The organism is Burkholderia sp. IO2, assembly GCF_029522185.1.
GTDB classification, from domain to species: Bacteria; Pseudomonadota; Gammaproteobacteria; order Burkholderiales; family Burkholderiaceae; genus Burkholderia; species Burkholderia cenocepacia.
Window position 1 is genome coordinate 106,852 of sequence record NZ_JAKWFH010000006.1, and the last position, 16,329, is coordinate 123,180.

Sequence of the window (16,329 nt, forward strand, 5' to 3'; positions counted from 1 at the left end):
GTTTACTGCGGATTCGGGAAGGATCGGGGCACCGCGCTTGACAGACGTGCCGGGCGGCGCTCAGGCGGGATGACGCGCGGGCCGTCCGGCCCGCGCGCGGAGGTCAGGCGATTACGCGACCCACTCGTTGATGACCGGCGTATCGAGCACCGGCGCGCGTTCGGCTTCCTCGAACGTGCGCTTGCTGCACGTCGCGTCGAGGCTGCCCTTGCCGCTCAGCAGCGGGCAACGGTCGAACACTTCGGCCACCCAGTCGACGAACACGCGCACCTTCGGCGACAGATGGCGGCTGTGCGGATACACGACCGAAATCGGCATCGGCAACGGCTTGACGCCGGGCAGCACTTCCTTGAGCCGGCCTTCGCGCAGGTGCGGCAGCACCATGAACAGCGGCGGCTGGATCAGCCCGAAGCCTTCGATTCCGCACGTCACGTACGCATCCGCGTCGTTTACCGACACGATGCCCTCCATCTTCATCTCGACTTCCTTGCCGTCGATCAGGAAGGTCCAGTCGATCGTGCGGCCCGTGCGGCTCGAGAAGTAGTTGACGGCCTTGTGCTGGTTCAGGTCGTCGATCGTCTGCGGCTCGCCGTGGCGCTCGAGATAATCGGGCGACGCGACGGTCACGCATTCGAACAGGCCGACGCGGCGTGCGACGAGCGACGAGTCCTGCAGCGCACCGACGCGGATCACGCAGTCGACGCCTTCCTGCAGCAGGTCGACCGGCCGATCGGACAGGCCGAGTTGCAGGTCGATGTCCGGGTAGCGCGTATGGAATTCGCACAGCGACGGAATCACGAGCAGCCGCCCGATCGAGCCCGGCATGTCGATACGCAACTTTCCGTGCGGCTTCCGGTTGTTGGCCTGGAAGCTTGCTTCGGTTTCCTCGACGTCCGCGAGGATCCGCACGCATCGTTCGTAGTACGCGGCGCCGTCCGGCGTGAGCGAGAGCCGGCGCGTGGTCCGGTGCATCAGCCGCACGCCGAGGAATGCTTCGAGATTCTGGATGATCGTCGTGACGGACGCTCGCGGCAAGCTGAGCGTTTCTGCTGCCTTGGTGAAGCTGCTTGTATCGACGACGCGAGTAAACACCTGCATGGCCTGAAGCCGGTCCATCACAACCTCCGCAATTTAATTTGCCGCCGGAACAAGAAGGCTGCGCTACCTCGTGGGTAAACGCAGCCTCGGATTGTTCGGGGGCGTTGAATTGTGTTGCCGGATTATAGGCATTTATCCCAATGTCTGCCGGACCCAGAATTCGTTCCATCTCGAAATGGATGCTGCATCGTCATGGACGCTTCTGAATTCAGCAAATTCCTGAAAGCCGCGCTGCCCGCGCAAGCCATAGCGGGCGCGGCGCTGACGGTTGCCGAAGTGGAAATTCCCGGCTACGCGCAGGACATCGTGCTGCGTCTCTACCGCCGCCCGGACAAGACCGGGTTGCCAGTAGTGCTTTATTTCCACGGCGGCGGCTTCGTCCGCGGTTCGCTCGAAGACGCGGATTTCGCCGCGCGTTTTTTAGCAGAACGCTTACCAGCTCTCGTAGTATCGGTCGATTATTCGCTCGCGCCGGCCTTTCCTTTTCCGGCCGCGCCGGAGGATGCGTATCGCGCCGCCGTGTGGGCCGCGACGCGCGCCCGCGCGTTCGGCGGCAACCCGAAGAAGATCGGGGTCGCGGGGCACGACGCGGGCGGCCAGCTCGCGAACTGCCTCGCCTTCATCGCACGTGACCGCGGCGAAGTGTCGATCGCCGCGCAGGCGCTGTTCGGGCCGATGCTCGACCCGAGCATGACGCGCATCGGCGACGCCGAGCGCCTCGCGTCCGACATCACCGCGCGCGAATGCGCGGCCTGTTATCGCGCGTATCTGCCGCAGGCCGCGCAGCGCATGCACCCGTACGCGGCGCCGATCGAATCGGTGCGCCTCGCGGGGCTGCCGCCGACGCTCGTCGTCACCGCGCAGAACGACGTGCTGCACGTCGAAGCGGAGAACTATGCGGGCTGCCTGATCTCGTCGGGCGTGCTCACGCAGGTGATCCGCTACCCGGACATCACGCACGCCGCGCTCGCCACGCACGAAGCCGCATTCGAGGAAGCCGTGCGCTTCTTCCAGTGCCGCTTCCAGGCCCGCCAGCCGAACCGTCCCGAATAACCAGAACCAATCCACGCTTACTGGAGATCCACATGGCCATCCTACGCACCTCCCGTTCCCGAATCGCGACCGCGGCGATCGTCACGCTCGCCGTCGTCGGCCTCGGCACGTTCGGCGCGATGCGCGTGAGCGCGAACGCCCCCGAGAAAGCGGCGGCGCCGCTGCCCGAAGTCGACGTCGCGACCGTCGTGCCGCAGACCGTGACCGACTGGCAAAGCTATTCGGGCCGCCTCGAGGCGGTCGAGAAAATCGACGTGCGCCCGCAGGTGTCGGGCACGATCGTCGCGGTGAACTTCAAGGACGGCGCGCTCGTGAAGAAGGGCGACGTGCTGTTCGTGATCGACCCGCGCCCGTACCAGGCGGAAGTCGATCGCGCCGCCGCGCAGCTCGCGGCCGCGCAGGCCCGCAACGGCTACGCGCAGACCGACTGGCAGCGCGCGCAGCGGTTGATCGGCGACAACGCGATCGCGAAGCGCGACTACGACGAGAAGCAGAACGCGGCGCGCGAAGCGAACGCGAACCTGAAGGCCGCCGAAGCCGCGCTGGAAACGGCGCGCATCAATCTCGGCTATACGCGCATCACCGCGCCGGTGTCGGGCCGCGTGTCGCGCGCGGAAATCACGCTCGGCAACGTCGTGTCGGCCGGCGCGTCGGCCGCGCCGCTGACGACGCTGGTGTCGGTGTCGCCGATCTACGCGTCGTTCGACGCGGACGAGCAGACCTACCTGCAATACATCAACGGCGCGCGCAGCGGCCGCAAGGTGCCGGTCGAGCTCGGCCTCGCGAACGAAACCGGCTACTCGCGCAGCGGCGAGATCGATTCGGTCGACAACCGGCTCGACACGTCGTCCGGCACGATCCGCGTGCGCGCACGCTTCGACAACGCGGACGGCACCCTGGTCCCGGGCCTCTACGCACGCGTGAAGGTGGGTGGCAGCGCGCCGCACGAGGCGCTGCTCGTCGACGACGCGGCGATCAACACCGACCAGGACAAGAAGTTCGTGTTCGTCGTCGACCAGCAGGGCCGCGTGTCGTATCGCGAAGTGCAGCAAGGGATGCAGCACGGCAACCGGCGCGTGATCGTGAGCGGGCTGTCGGCCGGCGACCGCGTGGTCGTGAACGGCACGCAGCGCGTGCGTCCGGGCGAGCAGGTGAAGCCGCACATGGTCCCGATGACGGGCGGCGATGCGCCGTCCGCGCCGCTCGCGAGCACCGCGAAGCCGGCCGCACCGGCGAAGGCGGATTCGTAAGCGGCGCGCCGCTTCGCATCCGCGTTCAACCAGACAGAGCAACCCATGAACATTTCCAAATTCTTTATCGACCGGCCGATCTTTGCAGGAGTCCTATCGGTGATCATCCTGCTCGGCGGGGTGATCGCGATGTTCCTGCTGCCGATTTCGGAATATCCGGAAGTCGTGCCGCCTTCGGTGATCGTGAAGGCGCAGTACCCGGGCGCGAACCCGAAAGTGATCGCCGAGACGGTCGCGTCGCCACTTGAAGAGCAGATCAACGGCGTCGAGGACATGCTCTACATGCAGTCGCAGGCGAACAGCGACGGCAACATGACGATCACCGTCACGTTCAAGCTGGGCACCGATCCGGACAAGGCCACGCAGCTCGTGCAGAACCGCGTGAACCAGGCGCTGCCGCGCTTGCCGGAAGACGTGCAGCGGCTCGGCATCACCACGGTGAAGAGCTCGCCGACGCTGACGATGGTGGTCCACCTGATCTCGCCGGACAACCGCTACGACATGACCTACCTGCGCAACTACGCGCTGATCAACGTGAAGGATCGCCTGTCGCGGATCCAGGGCGTCGGCCAGGTGCAGCTGTGGGGTTCGGGCGACTACGCGATGCGCGTGTGGCTCGATCCGCAGAAGGTCGCGCAGCGCGGGCTGTCGGCCGAGGACGTCGTGCAGGCGATCCGCGAGCAGAACGTGCAGGTCGCGGCCGGCGTGATCGGCGCATCGCCGTCGCTGCCCGGCACGCCGCTGCAGCTGTCGGTGAACGCGCGCGGCCGTCTGCAGACGGAAGACGAATTCGGCGACATCGTCGTGAAGACGACGCCGGACGGCGGCGTCACGCACCTGCGCGACATCGCGCGGATCCAGCTCGACGCGTCCGAGTACGGGCTGCGCTCGCTGCTCGACAACAAGCCGGCCGTCGCGATGGCGATCAACCAGTCGCCGGGCGCGAACTCGCTGCAGATCTCGGACGAGGTGCGCAAGACGATGGCCGAGCTGAAGCAGGACATGCCGGCGGGCGTCGACTACAAGATCGTCTATGACCCGACGCAGTTCGTGCGCTCGTCGATCAAGGCCGTCGTGCACACGCTGCTCGAAGCGATCGCGCTGGTCGTGATCGTCGTGATCGTGTTCCTGCAGACCTGGCGCGCGTCGCTGATTCCGCTGATCGCGGTGCCGGTGTCGATCATCGGCACGTTCTCGCTGCTGCTCGCGTTCGGGTATTCGATCAACGCGTTGTCGTTGTTCGGGATGGTGCTCGCGATCGGGATCGTGGTCGACGATGCGATCGTCGTCGTCGAGAACGTCGAGCGCAACATCGAGAACGGGATGAACGCGCGGCAGGCGACCTACAAGGCGATGCAGGAAGTGAGCGGGCCGATCATCGCGATCGCGCTGACGCTGGTCGCCGTGTTCGTGCCGCTCGCGTTCATGTCGGGCCTGACCGGCCAGTTCTACAAGCAGTTCGCGATGACCATCGCGATCTCGACGGTGATCTCGGCGTTCAACTCGCTGACGCTGTCGCCGGCGCTGTCCGCGATCCTGCTGAAGGGGCACGGCGACAAGGAAGACTGGCTCACGCGTGTGATGAACCGCGTGCTCGGCGGCTTCTTCCGCGGCTTCAACAAGGTGTTCCATCGCGGGGCGGAGAACTACGGCCGCGGCGTGCGCGGCGTGCTGTCGCGCAAGACGCTGATGCTCGGCGTGTATCTCGTGCTGGTGGGCGCGACGGTGCTCGTGTCGAAGGTCGTGCCGGGCGGCTTCGTGCCCGCGCAGGACAAGGAATACCTGATCGCGTTCGCGCAGCTGCCGAACGGTGCGTCGCTCGACCGCACCGAGAAGGTGATCCGCGACATGGGTTCGATCGCGCTGAAGCAGCCGGGCGTCGAGAGCGCGGTCGCGTTCCCGGGGCTGTCGGTGAACGGCTTCACCAACAGCTCGAGCGCGGGCATCGTGTTCGTCACGCTCAAGCCGTTCGCGGAACGGCACGGCAAGGCGCTGTCGGCCGGCGCCATCGCGGGTGCGCTGAACCAGAAGTACGGCGCGATGAAGGATTCGTTCGTCGCGGTGTTCCCGCCGCCGCCGGTGCTCGGCCTCGGTACGCTCGGCGGATTCAAGATGCAGATCGAGGATCGCGGCGCGGTCGGCTACGCGAAGCTGTCGGATGCGACCAACGACTTCATCAAGCGCGCGCAGCAGGCGCCTGAACTCGGCCCGCTGTTCACGAGCTACCAGATCAACGTGCCGCAGCTCAACGTCGATCTCGATCGCGTGAAGGCGAAGCAGCTCGGCGTGCCGGTGACCGACGTGTTCAACACGATGCAGGTGTATCTGGGTTCGCTGTACGTGAACGACTTCAACCGCTTCGGACGCGTGTACCAGGTGCGCGTGCAGGCCGATGCGCCGTTCCGCCAGCGCGCGGACGACATCCTGCAACTGAAGACGCGCAACGACAAGGGCGAGATGGTGCCGCTGTCGTCGCTGGTCACCGTGACGCCGACGTTCGGCCCGGAAATGGTCGTGCGCTACAACGGCTACACGGCGGCCGACATCAACGGCGGCCCGGCGCCCGGCTTCTCGTCGGGGCAGGCGCAGGCCGCGGTCGAGCGCATCGCGCACGAGACGCTGCCGCGCGGCGTGCGCTTCGAGTGGACCGACCTCACGTACCAGCAGATCCTCGCGGGCGATTCGGCGATGTGGGTGTTTCCGATCAGCGTGCTGCTCGTGTTCCTCGTGCTCGCCGCGCTGTATGAAAGCCTGACGCTGCCGCTCGCGGTGATCCTGATCGTGCCGATGAGCATTCTGTCGGCGCTGACGGGCGTGTGGCTCACGCAGGGCGACAACAACATCTTCACGCAGATCGGCCTGATGGTGCTGGTGGGGCTGTCGGCGAAGAACGCGATCCTGATCGTCGAATTCGCGCGCGAGCTCGAACACGACGGCAGGACGCCGCTCGAGGCCGCGATCGAGGCGAGCCGGCTGCGGCTGCGCCCGATCCTGATGACGTCGATCGCTTTCATCATGGGCGTGGTGCCGCTCGTCACGTCGACCGGCGCGGGTTCGGAAATGCGTCATGCGATGGGGGTCGCGGTGTTCTTCGGGATGCTCGGCGTGACGCTGTTCGGGCTGATGCTGACGCCGGTGTTCTACGTCGTGCTGCGCACGCTCGCGGGCGGCAAGATTCACGTCGCCGGCAAGGACTCGGCGGGTTATGGCGTGTCGCCGTCGGGTGCGTCGGCTTCCGATGCTTGAGGATAGAAAGATGGACAACATGCACAACACGAACGGCCTGATGCGCTTCGCGAAGGTGGCGGCCGCGAGCACCCTGCTCGCGACGCTGCTCGCCGCGTGTGCGGTCGGCCCCGACTACCAGCGTCCCGACGCGGCGGCGCCCGCCGCGTTCAAGGAAGCGCCGACCCTCGCCGCCGGCGAGCAGGCCGGCACGTGGAAGACGGCCGAGCCGTCGGATGGCGAACACCGCGGCGAATGGTGGAAGGTGTTCGGCGACCCGGTGCTCGATTCGCTCGAGACGCAGGCGCTCGCCGCGAACCAGAACCTGAAGGCCGCGGCCGCGCGGGTCGAGGAAGCGCGGGCGGCGACGCGTTCGGCGCGCTCGCAATGGTTCCCGCAGGTCGGCGCCGGTTTCGGGCCGACGCGCGAGGGGCTGTCGTCGGCGTCGCAGTTCCAGCCGCAGGGCACCGGCCCGACCAACGCGACGCTGTGGCGCGCGCAGGGCACGGTGTCGTACGAAGCCGATCTGTTCGGCCGCGTCGGCCGCAACGTCGAGGCGTCGCGTGCCGACCAGGCGCAGAGCGAAGCGCTGTTCCGTTCGGTGCAGCTCGCGCTGCAGGCCGACGTCGCGCAGAACTACTTCGAACTGCGTCAGCTCGATTCGGACCAGGACCTGTACCGCCGCACGGTCGAGTTGCGCGAGCAGGCACTGAAGCTCGTGCAGCGCCGCTTCAACGAAGGCGACATCAGCGAGCTCGACGTGTCGCGCGCGAAGAACGAACTGGCGAGCGCGCAGGCCGATGCGGTCGGCGTCGCGCGCCGGCGCGCGGCGTCCGAGCATGCGCTCGCCATCCTGCTCGGCAAGGCGCCCGCGGATTTCGCGTTCAAGGAAACGCCGATCGTGCCGGTCGCGGTGAAGATTCCGCCGGGCCTGCCGTCCGCGCTGCTCGAACGCCGCCCGGACGTGTCGGCGGCCGAACGCGCGATGGCGGCCGCGAACGCGCGGATCGGGCTCGCGAAGTCGGCGTACTTCCCGAAGCTCGATATCACCGGGTCGTTCGGCTATGAAGCGTCGACGCTCGGCAACCTGTTCCTGTGGTCGAGCCGTACGTTCCTGCTCGGGCCGTTCGCCGGCACCGCGCTGACGTTGCCGCTGTTCGACGGCGGGCGTCGTGCGGCCGGCGTGCAGCAGGCGCGCGCGCAGTACGACGAGCAGGTCGCGAACTACCGGCAGCAGGTGCTCGTCGCGTTCCGCGAGGTCGAGGACAATCTCGCCGATCTGCGTTTGCTCGATGATCAGATCCGCGCGCAGGATGCGGCCGTCAATGCGTCGCGCCGGGCGGCCACGCTGTCGCGGACACAGTATCAGGAAGGTGAGGTCGCGTATCTCGACGTGATCGACAGCGAGCGCTCGGTGCTGCAGTCGCAGTTGCAGGCGAACCAGTTGACCGGTGCGCAGGCGGTGTCGACCGTCAATCTGATCCGTGCGCTGGGCGGCGGGTGGGGCGCGGCGCCGACGGCGGTCGGCGATACGGCGTCCGTCAAGGCGGAAGTGGCGGCGCGGTGACGCGCGAACGGCGGGCGGTTCGTCGCTCGCCGGCCGGGAAGCGAAAAGCCCCGGCATGCAGGCTTTGGTCTGCATGCCGGGTTTTTTTTTATGGGGCGTCGCGAATTTCGGGGAGGAGCGGTCAGTCGACAGCATCCGGGAGATCGGTAACAATCCATCTGATTCTCACGGGTAGCTGCTGATCGTGACGGAAGACATATGACGCATTCCTTATAGGCGCATCACGACAATAGCGTTCCCATCCGGTTTTCACTACCAGATCATCGAGAATCCGCATGCGCTTTGCGGTGACACGATAAAACCTCGAGAGGGGTACGATGGCCGACTCAATCTCGGATGAGGAGCTGTTCGAGCTCTGGCTCAATAACTTCCTGAAGTGGCTGGAAGTTTTGACCATGGAACCAGTTGAGCTTTGTGATACTTGGGGAAACTACAACGTCGCCTGGGAATTGGTTTCCGACCTGAACACGGCCGGAAGTTTCATCGTCGCCGTCAAGTGCGGGTATCTTACTGAACGACAAAAACAAGAGATTCGCGTTTTTCTCGATAGTCTCACCCTGATACCGAAGTCGTTGCTTGTTTCAGCGACAACGGCAGCGGCCAATCGAAAAGCGATGAGCGACGCGTGTTGGGTGCGCTATCGCGAAGGCGCGCTCGCCCTGCTGGTTATCCTCCGGCCTGCGGCCGAAAGGAACAGAGAATACTTTTCCCGCCAGAAATGATCGGATGATTACTTCGGGCCGATGCCGGCCATCGACTTCGCGCGCAAGCGCATCGTTCGATGGCGTCACGGACGGAGCCGCACCGATAGATGCAAGCGTTGAATTCCGGTCTTGGTCGACACGGCGGCCGTCTAATCGTGGAGTAGTATTCCCGCATGTCCGCGGTTACTGTCCAGGCCTCCACGGCGCCCGGCCGATGATCTACCCGTGACGGCGGTGGCAAGCTCGTTAGCGAGCGTCTGGAACCTGCTTCGACGATACGTGCGGCGGCGCCGTCCGCGGCGACGGCATTGACGGGAACGCATCATGTCAACCGAGTGGAAGCACCGCGTCAGACTGTTTATCCAGCGCTTCTGGCAGCCGACCAGTGCGTGCATGACCTGCATGCCGGGGAGCTGGGGAAATATCACGAGCCTGCCCCACTGGACCATCGCATTTCATACGGGTCTGCTGACCGGGCTCCTGGCTGTACTTCTGACTTTCACGCCGGTGGGGAAACTCTATGCGCATCGATATGGCAATGCGCTGGTCGTTGGCGTCCTGACGACGTTGGGCGATGCGTACTCGCACACGAGTCATTACCGTATCCCCTATGTCGAGCACATCGTGACGGGTGCCATTTCAGGTCTATTGGCGCTTGCGGCCTCCTATCTCTTCGAAGATCGCGCGCGGCGCCTTCGCGCGGTGTGGGCTCGCGTTTCCGGACAGCTTATCCGCTGACTTTCCGGGCAACGTGCCGACAAGTGACCGTTGCGGGCCGGAAGTGAGACGTCCACGGAAATCCACGAAGAACCTTTTTCATTGCACCGCATGTCGCAACTAACGGTCAGTTCCGCCCGCCGCCTTCCGACGGCGCGGCGGCGTCCCGCCCCGCGCGCCGTCGATGGATGACGACGATCAGCGTGCGGGCAGAGCGGCAACGCGTGACGCCGCGTCCGCATCCGCGCGGAACCGGTCACGCGCCACCACATCACCGCATCACGCGCCGCCGAACGCGCGTCCCATCGGCTTCATCCGCATCCCGCGCGCGAGCCGGGTCCACGGCAGGTCCGCCGGGTCGGCCTGCATCGGCCCCGGCGCCTTGGCGACCAGCACCGCGTGCGCGATGTCCTGGAAATCGGCGCGGAAGTGCACCGAGCTCTTGTTGACGAGAATCTTCATCGCCTCCGGCTCGATTCCGCCCACCCGATACAGATTGCGATCGAGCATCTGCGCCTTGCCGGCGCTCACGACGATCCGCACGCCGTCGATCCGCAGGCACGCGACCGGCCCGACGTCGGCCTGCATGCCGTTCATCATCGGGCCGTCGTAGCGGCAGATGCCGTCGGACAGCGCGACGACCTCGAAGCGCGCGCGAAGCGGCTCGTCGCCGGGCACGCCCGAGCCGCCGAGCGACAGGTCGACGCGCGCGCCGGCTCCCGCGCGCCACGCCGCGGCCACCGCCGCCGGATCCCACAGCAGGCCGAGCGCCGCGTCCTGCGCGCCATGACGCAGCAGCGCGCGAAGCAGGCCCGTCGTATTCGAATCGCCGCCCGCGCCTGGGTTGTCCTGCGTGTCGGCGATCACGACCGGTTTGCTTGCGTCCGCCGCGAGCCGCATCGCCTCGCGCACGGCGTCGTCCGGCGACAGGAACGGCACCTGCCACTGCGCCTCGTCGGCCAGCATCGTGTCGTACAGCGTCTGTACGGCGGCCTCTACCGCGTCGGCGTCGCCATAGCCCCAGATGACCGGCCCGCATTCCGGGAAATCCGCGGCCGGGAAGCCCGGTGCGAACGACAGCGACACCACGCCGCCGGCTTCGAGCGCCGCAAGGCGCGCGTACATCGTGCAAGCGGGATCGAGCAGCGTGCACATCCCGTTGATGGGAATCAGAAACGGCAGCCGCCGCGCCGCGCGATGCAGCGGGCCGCGGCCCGCGAGCAGGCGTTCGAGCAGCGCGGCCGCGCGTGCGCCGGTTTCCGCCATGTCCACGTGCGGATACGTGCGAAAGGCGACCAGTGCGTCGGCGTGGCGCAGCATCAGGTCGGTCACGTTCGCGTGCAGATCGAGCGACGCGACCACCGGCACGTCCGGGCCGACCGCGGCGCGCACGCGCTCGAGCAGGGTGCCTTCGCCGTCGTCCGTGTGCTCGGCGACCATCGCGCCGTGCAGGTCCAGATACACCGCGTCGCAGCCGCCGCGTCGCGCCGCCTCGACGATCTCGCCGGCGATGCGTTCGAAGGCGTCCTCGGTGACGTGCGCCGACGGGCTCGCGCCGGCCCAGATCACCGGCAGCAAGCGCCAGCCGCGCCGCTCGGCCGCGTTGATGAAGCCGCCGGCCGGAATGTTGACGTCGCGTAGCGCGAGCACGTCGGCGCCGCGCACCAGCGCGGGAAATCCTTCGCCGCGTTCGAAGTTGGCATAGGCGGCCTTGGTGGGCGCGAAGGTATTGGTTTCATGCTGGAAACCGGCAACGAGAATGCGTCGGGTCATGTGTCTGAGTCCAGTAAAGCAGGTGGGTGTGCGGGGTCGATGGGGCGCTACGGTGCCGTCGCGGCACGCCGGTCAGCGCGCTGCGGCGGGCAGGCGGTTCATGATCAGCGCGACGGCGCCCGCGACCATCAGCGCGACGATCACGAGCAATCCCGCCTGCATGCTGCCGGTGGCGGTGCGGATCTCGCCGATCAGCGTCGGGCTGAGGAAGCCGCCGAACAGGCCGATCGTGTTGATGAGCGCGATGCCGCCGGCCGCCGCGTTGCCGGTCAGGTATTGCGACGGGATGGCCCAGAACACGGTGTAGGCCGCCCACAACAGCGCCGTGGCGATCGTCATGCAGACGAGCGAGATCGCGAGATTGCCGCCGGCCCAGGTCGCGGCGGCCAGCGCGGCCGCGCCGACGAGCGCCGACACCGCGCTGTGCCAGCGGCGTTCGCCGCGCCGGTCCGAGCGCCGGCCGATCACGAGCATCGCGCAGGCGGCGCCGATGTACGGAATCATCGAATAGAAGCCGATCTGCATCGTGTCGGTCACGCCGTTGGCCTTGAGGATCGACGGCAGCCAGAAGCTGACCGCGTAGATTCCGCAGATCATCGTGAAGTACGCGAACGCCAGCAGGTAGACGCGCGGGTCGCGCGCCGCCTGCCCGAACGCGTGGTGGCCGGCCGCGGGCGTCTGCAGCTCGGTGGCGAGCAGGCTCTTCTCGCGGTCGCTCAGCCACGTCGCATCGTCCGGGCGATCGGCCAGTACCTTCAGCACCAGCAGGCCGAGCACCGCGCACGGCAAGCCTTCCGCGACGAACATCCACTGCCAGCCGGCCAGCCCGTGCGCGCCGTCGAGGGCCGTCATCAGCCAGGTCGACAGCGGCGAGCCGACGATGCCGCCGATCGGCCCGGCCAGCATCACGACGGCCATCACGCCGGCCATGCGGCGCGGGCCGTACCAGTAGGTCAGGTAGAAGATCATGCCCGGCGCGAAGCCGGCCTCGAACACGCCGAGCAGAAAGCGCAGCACGTAGAACGACGTGGTGTCGTGCACGAACATCATCGCGGCGGACGTGAGCCCCCACAGCACCATGATCCGGCTGATGGTCTTGCGCGCGCCGATCCGGGGCAGCATCAGGTTGCTCGGAATCTCGAACAGCACGTAGCCGAGGAAGAAAATGCCCGCGCCGAGGCCGTAGGCCGCGTCGGAGAAGCCGAGCGCGCTTTGCATGTGAAGTTTCGCGAAGCCGATGTTGACGCGATCCAGATACGCGAACGTGTAGCAGAGCAACAGCAGCGGCAGCAGGCGCCAGTTCAGTTTGCGGTACAGCGCCTGTACTGGCGCGCTGTCGTGCGCGACCGGACGGCGGGAGGTTGGGACGGCGGACATGTCGCTCTCCAGTGGCGTAAGCGTGTTGCGGGACGGGTTCCGATTGCCGCATCGTCGAAGAGTCGAAAAAGCAGAGCAAGAGCAACTTAAGTGATCTAATGTTGCTCGACAGGCAACACTCGGGCAAACCGCCAGCAAACATCAGACAGACCGGACACGCCATGCGCGAACTCAACCAGCGCCGCTTGCGCTACTTCCACGAGGTGCTGACCCACGGCTCCATCCGCGGCGCGGCCGACAGCATCAATACCGCGCCGTCCGTGATCACGCGACAGATTCGCCTGCTCGAGGAGGAGATCGGCGTCGAGCTGTTCGAGCGGCAGGCGCGCGGCGTGCGGCCGACCGAGGCGGCCGCGCATCTGCTCGAATACTGGCGCGGTTGCCGCTCGCAGCAGGAATTGTTCGAGGAACGCCTGCAGGCGTTGCGGCGGCTGCAATCCGGCCAGGTGCGCATCGTCACCAGCGAAGGCTACGTCGACGTGCTGATGGACGAGGTGCTGACCGATTTCTGCATGCGTTACCCGAAGCTCGACGTGATCGTCGATGTGCTGCCCGTCAACAACGTGCTGCAGGAAGTGGCGGAGAGCCGCGCGCACATCGGGCTCGCGTACAACCCGCCGGCTCATCCGGAGATCGCGTATCTCGCCACGTCGTCGCAGCCAGTGGTCGCGCTCGTTCATGCCGGCCATCCGCTCGCGGTGCGGGGCGGCGCGGTGCGCGCGCACGAACTCGGCGAATATCCGCTCGCACTGATGCCGCCGGCGTTCGGCCTCGGTCAGGTCGCGCAGATGCTGGCGTATACCGAGAACCTGCCGATCCGTCCGACGCTGACGACCAACTCGCTCGCGGTGTTGCGCCATTTCGTGAAGCGCCACGAGGGGATTACGTTGATCGGCGCATTCGCCGCGTATCGCGAACTCGAGAGCGGCGAACTCGTCGCGCTACCGATCGCGCATCCGTTGTTCGATTCCGCGAAAGCGCGCCTGCTCGTGAAGGCGGGGCGGCCGCTTGGCGTCGCGGCCGATACGTTGCTGAACTGCCTGCTGCACGACATGACGATGTTCGCGGGAGCGGCGACGCGTCGGGGCCCGACCGGGAAACGGCCGCGCGCGGCGAAGCGCGCGCGTTGACGGGCGCTGTCGCCGGTGGCGACGTTCAGGTGTCGGCGCGTCGTCGTTGACAGGCCGTCCGCCGCCTTCCGCGATGCGATTTCCCGGCAAGCCGTCGCGCCGGGCTCCCGTTCCCTTTCCCGCCACCCGCCGAAACGACATCGGCGCGGCGCTTCATTCGTCGCGCCCACTCGGGTTACTCGGTACGCAATTTCTCGACAGTCCGCAATAAGTTGATATCTCGTCGCGGCACCGCTCACTACCATCCATCGATATCGAATCCACCCGATGGGCGGGCGGTTTGACGGAGCCACCTCGCGTGGCGTGAGTGTCGATGGAACGAAGCACGAGCATCGAGGCAGGGCGCCGGTCGTCGTGTGGCCGGGCGTCGGCATGGATCGCGATCGCGTTGACGCTGCTGCTGGCGTACGGCGTCGCGAGGCATGTGTCGCGGGCATCGCCGGCGCTGCCGCAGCAACGGCATTTTTCCGTCGACGTGGACCGCGACCGGGCGCCGTGGGCGCGACCCGTGATCGCGATTCACGAAGGCATGCCGGTGCATATCGACGTGCATGCGCGGGAAACCGGCGTCCTGATGGCGCACGAAATACCGGGGGCGTTGGCGGCATGCGCGTCCGGCAGCACGCAGTCGCTGGATATTGTCCCGGTCGGCATCACCGGGCGTTTCTCGCTGCATTTCCACAGCCGGACCGGCGACACGATCGAGGTCGCCGTGATCGAAATCTATCCGGGGCCGTGACCGCAGCGCATTTTCACCACGACAAACAAGACGGAAGGAGACAACGATGCAATCACCGATTCGCGCAGCGTTCGCGCTGTCGCTCTGCATGTTCGTGCTGACCGGCTGCGGCGGAGAAGCCGATGACACGCCGGCGGCCACGCCCGGCGTGTCCGTGGCCGACTATGTCGTGCCGCGGGCGCCGAGCTGCAGCCCGGGCGATACGCCCGAGACCGCGCTGCAGGGGCAGGTGCCGGCCGCACTTCGACAGGCCGGCTTCGGTGGCTTCAACTGCAACCTCAAGCGCGTGAGCCAGGTTCAGGGCGAAGGCGCGTCGTGGTCGGCCGCCACGTATACCGACAGGAAAGGCCAGACCTGCTTCTATCACGCGACGATGGGCGCGAGCGCGCTGTTCAACAATCCCGATGCGCCGCCGCGCGTGAACCCGGGCGTGCCGGTGATCGACATCACCAACCCGGCGCGGCCGGTGCGGGTGAGCTCGCTGACGTCCACGTCGATGATCGATCCGTGGGAGTCGCTGCGCGTGAACGTCGCGCGCGGGATCCTCGCCGCCGACAACGGCCTGGGCGGCGGTGGCGGCCCGGAGATCGACCTGTACGACATTGCTTCGGATTGCACACGGCCGCAGTTGCTGGCGAGCGTGCCGGTCGGCACGGGCGCGGACGGCGGTATCGTACCGACCACCCGGTCGCTCGGCCACGAAGGCGGATTTTCACCCGACGGGCTGACCTATTACGTCGGCGGCGCCTTCACGAAAAGCTACTACGCGATCGACCTGACCGTGCCGACCCGGCCGAAGATGATTTCCGCGATCGGCCTGCCGGATCTGGGCATGGGAAGCTTTTCGCACGGCCTGTCGGTGAGCCAGGACGGAACGCGGGCGTACTTCGTCGCGTCGGGGAACGGCGGTGCGGCCGTCGGCATGAGTGCGCCGCCGCTGAACGACGCGAACGCGACCGGCGACAACGGCTTTTTCGTCGTCGATACCAGCGAAGTGCAGAGCCGGCGTCCCAACGCGCAGATGCACCGGATCGCGACCGTGCCGGTGCGGAACGGCAGCGTCGCGCAACATACGATCTCGTTCGCCGTGGCGGGCAAACCGTATCTGATCGAAGTCGACGAGGGCGGGGGCGGCGGGCTCCAGGATCCGGGCGCAACGGCGGTCAAAGCCGCATGCAATGCCGGTGTGGCGCCGTTCCCGATGGGGCACATCTACGACATGTCCAACGAAGCTGCGCCGCGGCTGGTGTCGGAGCTCCGGCTCGAAACGCACGCGATCGCGAACTGCAGCAAGGTCATTCCCGATATCGCCGGCCTGACCACATTCACGTACGGCGCGCACTACTGCAGCGTCGACAACCGGCAGAACGCGACCGCGCTCGCGTGCAGTTACTTCAACTCCGGCATTCGCGTCTTCGACATTCGCGATCCGTCGAAGCCGAAGGAGATCGCGTACTACAACCCGGCTTCGGTGAAGTCGCCCGGCGCGGGCTCGGCGCATCTGATGTTCGGTCAGTACCGTGCGGGCGGGCCGGACTGGTGTGCGTCGCGTCTCGATTTCGATTTCGATCGCCACCTGCTGACCACCGCATGCCAGGACAACGGCATGCTCGTGTTGTCGTTCGAGAACGACAGTTGGCCGTTCCCCGAAAGCACGAAGGCGACGGAGATCGGCAATTGATGCGCTTTCGCCGTG

The 16,329-nt window shown here is 66.7% G+C and carries 12 protein-coding genes; 9 read left to right on the top strand and 3 right to left on the bottom strand.

The genetic code is table 11. From position 1 onward, the window contains the following. Positions 1-111: 111 nt before the first annotated feature. The gene (gene ceoR / locus MMB92_RS05620) at positions 112-1,116 is read right to left on the bottom strand and encodes a putative multidrug efflux transcriptional regulator CeoR (RefSeq protein ID WP_006484497.1); all 1,005 of its coding nucleotides are present in this window, start codon (positions 1,114-1,116) and stop codon (positions 112-114) included. A 174-nt stretch (positions 1,117-1,290) separates the two neighbouring features. Here ceoR and MMB92_RS05625 point away from each other — a divergent pair, with 174 nt between their 5' ends. From MMB92_RS05625 to MMB92_RS05650, 6 genes are all read left to right on the top strand, one after another. Continuing rightward, entirely contained in the window at positions 1,291-2,151 is an 861-nt protein-coding gene (locus tag MMB92_RS05625; protein ID WP_006484499.1) for an alpha/beta hydrolase, read from the top strand. 32 nt (positions 2,152-2,183) lie between these two features. Beyond that, a complete protein-coding gene (gene ceoA, locus MMB92_RS05630; protein WP_277562590.1) occupies positions 2,184-3,401 on the top strand; it encodes a multidrug efflux RND transporter periplasmic adaptor subunit CeoA in 1,218 nt (405 codons plus the stop codon). Positions 3,402-3,446: 45 nt separating this feature from the next. Next, positions 3,447-6,647: a multidrug efflux RND transporter permease subunit CeoB gene (gene ceoB, locus MMB92_RS05635; protein WP_006484500.1), complete on the top strand. Its 3,201-nt coding sequence runs from the start codon at positions 3,447-3,449 to the stop codon at positions 6,645-6,647. 10 nt (positions 6,648-6,657) lie between these two features. Continuing rightward, on the top strand, positions 6,658-8,193 hold the full coding sequence (opcM, locus tag MMB92_RS05640; protein WP_048985336.1) for a multidrug efflux transporter outer membrane subunit OpcM: 1,536 nt from the start codon (positions 6,658-6,660) through the stop codon (positions 8,191-8,193). Between the two features lie 317 nt (positions 8,194-8,510). Continuing rightward, on the top strand, positions 8,511-8,915 hold the full coding sequence (locus MMB92_RS05645; RefSeq protein WP_034203244.1) for a hypothetical protein: 405 nt from the start codon (positions 8,511-8,513) through the stop codon (positions 8,913-8,915). 306 nt (positions 8,916-9,221) lie between these two features. Next, on the top strand, positions 9,222-9,635 hold the full coding sequence (locus MMB92_RS05650) for a hypothetical protein (protein WP_043204459.1): 414 nt from the start codon (positions 9,222-9,224) through the stop codon (positions 9,633-9,635). Positions 9,636-9,893: 258 nt separating this feature from the next. Here MMB92_RS05650 and MMB92_RS05655 read toward each other — a convergent pair whose 3' ends face one another. Together MMB92_RS05655 and MMB92_RS05660 are read right to left on the bottom strand one after the other, a co-directional pair. Beyond that, entirely contained in the window at positions 9,894-11,387 is a 1,494-nt protein-coding gene (locus tag MMB92_RS05655) for a M81 family metallopeptidase (RefSeq protein ID WP_277562591.1), read from the bottom strand. Between the two features lie 72 nt (positions 11,388-11,459). Further along, positions 11,460-12,764 carry an MFS transporter gene (locus tag MMB92_RS05660; RefSeq protein WP_006494237.1) on the bottom strand — a complete coding sequence of 435 codons (1,305 nt, stop codon included), beginning with the start codon at positions 12,762-12,764 and terminating at the stop codon, positions 11,460-11,462. A gap of 161 nt (positions 12,765-12,925) precedes the next feature. Here MMB92_RS05660 and MMB92_RS05665 point away from each other — a divergent pair, with 161 nt between their 5' ends. The 3 genes from MMB92_RS05665 to MMB92_RS05675 all read left to right on the top strand — a co-directional run bounded on the left by MMB92_RS05665 (position 12,926) and on the right by MMB92_RS05675 (position 16,314). Further along, the gene (locus MMB92_RS05665) at positions 12,926-13,894 is read left to right on the top strand and encodes a LysR family transcriptional regulator (protein ID WP_006484475.1); all 969 of its coding nucleotides are present in this window, start codon (positions 12,926-12,928) and stop codon (positions 13,892-13,894) included. 313 nt (positions 13,895-14,207) lie between these two features. Further along, positions 14,208-14,633, top strand: coding sequence for a hypothetical protein (locus MMB92_RS05670; RefSeq protein ID WP_034203248.1), 426 nt, complete (start codon positions 14,208-14,210; stop codon positions 14,631-14,633). A 46-nt stretch (positions 14,634-14,679) separates the two neighbouring features. After that, positions 14,680-16,314 carry a hypothetical protein gene (locus tag MMB92_RS05675; protein WP_125331524.1) on the top strand — a complete coding sequence of 545 codons (1,635 nt, stop codon included), beginning with the start codon at positions 14,680-14,682 and terminating at the stop codon, positions 16,312-16,314. The last annotated feature ends 15 nt before the right edge of the window (positions 16,315-16,329 follow it).